5 protein-coding genes are annotated in these 5906 nt (G+C 31.4%); 4 read left to right on the top strand and 1 reads right to left on the bottom strand.

The window, feature by feature from the left end; genetic code table 11:
* The 3 genes from Q0075_RS06105 to Q0075_RS06095 all read left to right on the top strand — a co-directional run.
* A partial coding sequence (locus Q0075_RS06105) for an AsmA family protein (RefSeq protein ID WP_297868736.1) occupies window positions 1-2173 on the top strand: 2173 nt, incomplete at its 5' end.
* Between the two features lie 365 nt (window positions 2174-2538).
* The gene (locus Q0075_RS06100; RefSeq protein WP_297868735.1) at window positions 2539-3105 is read left to right on the top strand and encodes a hypothetical protein; all 567 of its coding nucleotides are present in this window, start codon (window positions 2539-2541) and stop codon (window positions 3103-3105) included.
* A 1-nt stretch (window position 3106) separates the two neighbouring features.
* Window positions 3107-3289: a hypothetical protein gene (locus tag Q0075_RS06095; protein WP_297868734.1), complete on the top strand. Its 183-nt coding sequence runs from the start codon at window positions 3107-3109 to the stop codon at window positions 3287-3289.
* 209 nt (window positions 3290-3498) lie between these two features.
* On the opposite strand, the gene Q0075_RS06090 is transcribed toward Q0075_RS06095, so the two are convergent.
* The gene (locus tag Q0075_RS06090; protein ID WP_297868733.1) at window positions 3499-4290 is read right to left on the bottom strand and encodes a DUF2797 domain-containing protein; all 792 of its coding nucleotides are present in this window, start codon (window positions 4288-4290) and stop codon (window positions 3499-3501) included.
* A 100-nt stretch (window positions 4291-4390) separates the two neighbouring features.
* Between Q0075_RS06090 and Q0075_RS06085 the strand changes: the two genes are divergently transcribed.
* The gene (locus tag Q0075_RS06085) at window positions 4391-5905 is read left to right on the top strand and encodes a GH3 auxin-responsive promoter family protein (protein ID WP_297868732.1); all 1515 of its coding nucleotides are present in this window, start codon (window positions 4391-4393) and stop codon (window positions 5903-5905) included.
* Window position 5906: the final 1 nt, after the last annotated feature.

The following is a 5906-nucleotide window of genomic DNA, read 5'->3' as shown; positions in this document are numbered from 1 at the left end:
ACCTTTTGCTTTAGACATACAAAAATATGGAGTGGAAAATCTAAAATTCACTTACTTAGATGAAGGTGCAAACATGAAAATGGTTTTAGACAGTATTTATCATGAAGGAAAAGGAAATTTTGCGGCTCAAAAATTAGATTTGGAAACTAAAACTACAGCCAAACTTTCTTTTGAAATGGAAAAAATGAACTACATGAACAATGTAGGAATCACTTTAGATGCTGTTTTAGGAATTGATTTAGAAAAAAGCAAATACGAATTCAAAGACAACAAAGCCTTAATTAACCAATTGCCATTAGAGTTTAATGGATTTATTCAAATGGTGGAAGCGGGTCAAAACTATGATTTAACATTCAAAACACCAACATCTGATTTCAAAAACTTCTTGGGATTAATTCCAGCCGCTTATTCAGGTGATATCAATAAAGTAAAAACAACCGGACAATTTTCAGTAGATGGAAAAGTAAAAGGAAATTTAACCGAAACTACGATTCCAGCTTTTGATGTGAAAATTGCTTCGAATAATGCCTCGTTCCAATATCCTGATTTACCAAAATCAGTAAAAAATATTGTAATTAACACCCATATTGTTAATGAAACTGGTTTAATGAATGACACTTATGTGAATTTACACCAATTGTCATTTGCTATTGATCAAGACGTTTTTAATGCGAAGGCAATTGTGAAAAATATTGCCACAAATGCTTTAGTGGATGCCGAATTAAAAGGAACCATCAATTTAGCAAATTTAACCAAAGCATATCCCGTAAAATTAGACAAACCCTTAACTGGAATTCTAAAAGCCGATGTAAAAACGAAATTCGACATGCAATCGGTAGAGAAAAGTCAGTATCAAAACATACAAAATTCGGGAACCGTTAGTTTGACTGGATTTAATTATGAAGGTCCAGAAATGGCAAAACCATTCAAGATTAATCAAGCTAATGTAGCGTTCAATCCAAACCACATCAACTTAAGTAAGTTTGACGCTAAAACAGGTTCGTCTGATATTCAAGTAAATGGAACATTGGATAATTTCTACGGATTCCTATTCAAAAATCAAATCTTGAAAGGGAAATTCAATATGAATTCGACCAAATTAGTAGTCTCTGATTTCATGGCACCTACTACAACTGTTTCAGAAGAAGGTAAAAAAACTACTGAAGCGGTTAAAATTCCTTCTTTTTTAGATTGCAGTATTACAGCAAAAGCTGGAACTGTAGTTTATGACAATTTAAATTTGAAAGATGTTTCTGGAAATATGATTATTCGTGACGAAGCCGTTACATTGAATAATTTAAAAATGGGAATCTTTAGTGGAAATATTGGTTTAACAGGAACTGTTTCTACCAAAGGGAAAACGCCAAAATTTGATATGAATTTAGGATTGAATGCCGTAAATATTGCCGAATCATTTACACAATTAGATATGTTGAAATCGATTGCTCCAATTGCAGGTGTTGTTAATGGGAAACTGAATTCAACCATTAAATTATCTGGAGATTTACAAAACGATATGACGCCTAACTTAAAAACGATTTCGGGAGATTTATTTGGGCAATTGTTATCAACTACCATTAATGAAAAGAACTCGGCTATGTTGACTGCATTGAGTTCCAACATGAAATTCATCGATATGAGTAAAGTAAATCTTAATGATGTTAAAGCGGCACTTTCTATTAAAGATGGAAAAGTAAACGTAAAACCTTTCGACATTAAATACCAAGATATCACAGTAAATGTTGGCGGAACGCATGGTTTTGACCAAACGATGAATTACAATTTAAAGTTTGATGTTCCGGTGAAATATTTAGGTAAAGACGTAACTAATTTAATTGCAAAATTAACGCCTGCCGACCAAAAACAAATAACGAGCATTCCCGTATCTGGATTAATGACAGGTAATTTTTCACAGCCAAAATTTAATACCGATTTAAAACAATCAACAACCAATTTGACAACACAATTAGTTAAAATGCAGAAAGACAAATTAGTTAATCAAGGAACTTCAGCTTTAGGTAATTTAATAAATGGTACAAAAGGGACTCCCTCAAACAATACAGCAACTGATACTACAAAAACAACTACACCAAAAGAAGACCTAAAAAACACCGTAAAAGACAAAGCAAGCGATGCCTTAAAAGGGTTATTTGGTAAAAAGAAAAAAGAGTAGATGGGTGCTGTATTTCGGTTTGTCATTCTGAACTGGTTTCAGAATCTAATGATTTCAAAACGACATCAAGAAGCTGAAACAAGTTCAGCTTGACAAGAAGATTCTTATGTAGATTATCACAAACTCATCTTCACCACATAACCTTCATAGGTTCTAACATTAAAAACAGTTCCATCTTCAAAAAAAGTAAAAACCGTAACATTTTTACGGTAAAACCGTAAAATCAGATTATTTTTAATACCGATTTTTGTGTAAATTTTTTAATTATACAAAAATGAAAAAAAAATAACTAAATTTTCGCAAGGCAACAGCCCACCAAAAAGAAAGATTAACTTTACATTTTTAACATTTAACACATTACAAACATGAAAACAATTCAATTAATTTTTGCTCTTACTCTTTTATCATTTTTAACTTCTAATGCCCAAATTACTAAAGGGAATTGGATGGTGGGGGGTAACCTTGGTTTTGATTATTCGAAAATTGATATTAAAAACAGTAATTCTAGTGGTACAACTATTGATTATACGGAAGAAGGAAGTTACAATCTAAAGATTGAGCCAAATGTTGCTTATTTTTTTAAAGATAAATTTGCAGTAGGAACAAGTATAAGCTATATAAATGGCTTTACAGAAGGGAATAAAATAAATTCAGATGGAATGAATTTAGCTATAAATCCTTTTGTAAGATATTATTTTTTAAAATCTGAAAAACCATATAATATATTTTTAGAACCTTCCTATAGTAGATTTTTCAGTAAGTATCTTGGCAACAACAATGGGTTTGGTATTAAAACCGGGTTTGTTTATTTTTTAAACAGCTCAGTTGCTTTTGAAAGCATTATCAAATATACAAAGTTATCTTCAGAACAAAATAATCTAAACAACATTTATTTAGGCTTTGGCTTTCAAATACATTTAATAAAAGAATAACATGAAAAAAATTTATACAATAATTTCGATACTTTTTATTACTAGTCTATATGCTCAAATTGACTACAAAATAAAGAACGTAAAAGTAAATGGAATTTTAATTCCTGATAATAGCCCTATAGAGTTTAATGGACAACCATCAGTAGTTGTAAACTTCAAAGTAGAGTTTACAAAACCCCGATAGCGCGGAAATGTTTTCCGTGCCCACAATCAACTTCAAACTAATCTAATAAAATAACTTGTAAATCATTATCTAATTCAACATAATTTCTTACTGAACTAAAATAAAAATCTTGTTTGATGTGGTCATAAGTATTATCTACTTTAAGTGCACGGAAAACATTTCCGCGCTTTCGTTGCGCTGATAAATTCGATGGGCGAGTTATATATTTATTACAAACTCATCTTCACCACATAACCTTCATAAGTTCTAACATTAAAAACGGTTCCGTCTTCAAATAGCAGGTATTGACCTTTAATGCCGGTAAGTGTTCCAGAGAAGTTTGGTGTTTTATCTAAATTTAAACTCGTTACTTTCTTTGGATATTGCAATACTGGAAAATCGAGCTGAATGATTTTTTCTTCTTTTGGGAAATAATCTTTTACTTCGGTTGGTAACCAATCGAAAACTTTGTTGCGCTCTGCAATCAAATCCATAGCTAGAAATTCATTTTTTAGCATTTTTTGCCAATTGGTTTTATCGGCAAAATGGTTTTTCAAGGCAACTTCTGTAATTCCTGCTAAATATCTATTGGGAACTTCAACAATTGGAATGGCTTGCACGGCACCTTGGTCAATCCAACGAGTAGGAACTTGAGTTTTTCTGGTTACGCCTACTTTTACTTCGCTTGATAAAGCTAAATAGACTACGTGAGGTTGCAATTGCACTCGCTTTTCGTATTCTAAATCTCTATCTTCAACATCTAAATGAGCAGTGCTTAATTCGGGCTTCATAATCCAATCACCTACTGCTGGGCTGCTCATAAAACAATCGTAACAAAATCCTTGACGAAAAATTTTCTTGGCTTTTCCGCAATTCAAACATTGGTAGCCTTGTAATTCAATTTCCATTGGTTTTCCTAATAATTGATTCAAGTTTAAAAAACTATTTTCAAAAACCAAATAGTATTGAATTGGGTTTCCAAATTCGGTTTGCATTTTACTTAGCGTGCCTTGATAATTCATTTGTGTTAAGATTTACTTTTTCGTTCGATTATTTGAAAAAATTGCTATTTTTGGTAAAGTTATTATTCCGTTTTAATAATTCAAAATTAGAAATAGGTAAATGCCATTACAAATTATAAATTCTGTTGCCACTTGGATTTTAAAGAAACGAATTCATCAAATGGAATTGTTCTTAAAATATCCGCATGAAGTGCAAGAAGAATTGCTTTTCAGCCTAATAAAATCTGGTGAAAACACCCAAATTGGAAGAAAATATGACTTTTCTTCTATGAAGAATTACACCACTTTTAGTGAGCGAATACCTGTTTCTACTTATGAAGATTTAGAACCTTTAATTGAAAGAACCAGACAAGGCGAACAAAACGTATTTTGGAATTCTAACATCAAATGGTTTGCCAAATCGAGCGGAACTACCAATGCTAAGAGCAAATTTATACCAGTAAGTTCAGAAGCTTTAGAAAATTGTCATTATAAAGCAAGTAAAGACTTATTGTGTTTGTATCTAAACAATAATGAAGATTCACAGATGTTTGTTGGAAAAAGTCTTCGTTTAGGTGGTAGCAAGCAATTGTATGAAGATAACAATACTTTTTTTGGCGATTTATCTGCCATTTTAATTGACAACATGCCGATTTGGGCTGAATTTAGCTCCACACCCAGCAGTAAAATTTCGTTAATGGGCGATTGGGAAACCAAACTTCCTGCTATTGTTAACGAAACTATCAACGAAAATGTAACAAGTTTAGCAGGTGTACCAAGTTGGATGATGGTTTTACTACAAAAAACATTAGAAACTACAGGAAAATCAAACTTATTGGAACTTTGGCCAAATGTAGAAGTTTATTTTCATGGAGGTGTAAATTTTGATCCTTACAGAGAACAATACAAGAAATTATTTCCGAAAGACAATTTTAAATATTACGAAATTTATAATGCATCAGAAGGATTTTTCGCCATTCAAGACAGAAACGATTCTAATGAATTACTGCTGATGCTAGATTATGGTATTTTCTATGAATTTATTCCGATGGAAACTTTTGGAACATTAAACCAACGCGTTATTCGATTAAATGAAGTAGAATTGAATAAAAATTATGCATTGGTAATTACAACTAATTCAGGTTTATGGCGTTATTTAATTGGCGATACCATTCGTTTTACCTCATTAAGCCCGTATCGAATAAAAGTTACTGGAAGAACCAAACATCATATTAATGTTTTTGGAGAAGAATTAATGGTTGAAAATACAGATACAGCATTAACCAAAACTTGCAAAGAATTCAATTGTGAAATTACCGATTATACTGTTGCTCCCATTTTCATGAACGAAAAACAAAAAGGAGCGCACGAATGGATTATTGAATTTAAAACTAAACCTGATAATCTAGAAAACTTCAGAAAGGCATTAGATGAAAATTTACAAAATGTAAATTCGGATTACGAAGCAAAGCGTTATAATAATATGACTTTAAATCCGTTAGTACTAAATGTGGCACGTGAAAACCTTTTTTATGATTGGTTAAAACAACAAGATAAATTAGGCGGACAACACAAAGTACCTAGATTATCAAACGAACGAACGTATTTAGAAAATTTATTAAAATTACAATTATAAC

This window comes from uncultured Flavobacterium sp. (genome assembly GCF_937967675.1).
In the GTDB taxonomy this organism is placed as follows: Bacteria; Bacteroidota; Bacteroidia; order Flavobacteriales; family Flavobacteriaceae; genus Flavobacterium.
This window is presented reverse-complemented; position numbering and strand designations above follow the sequence as displayed.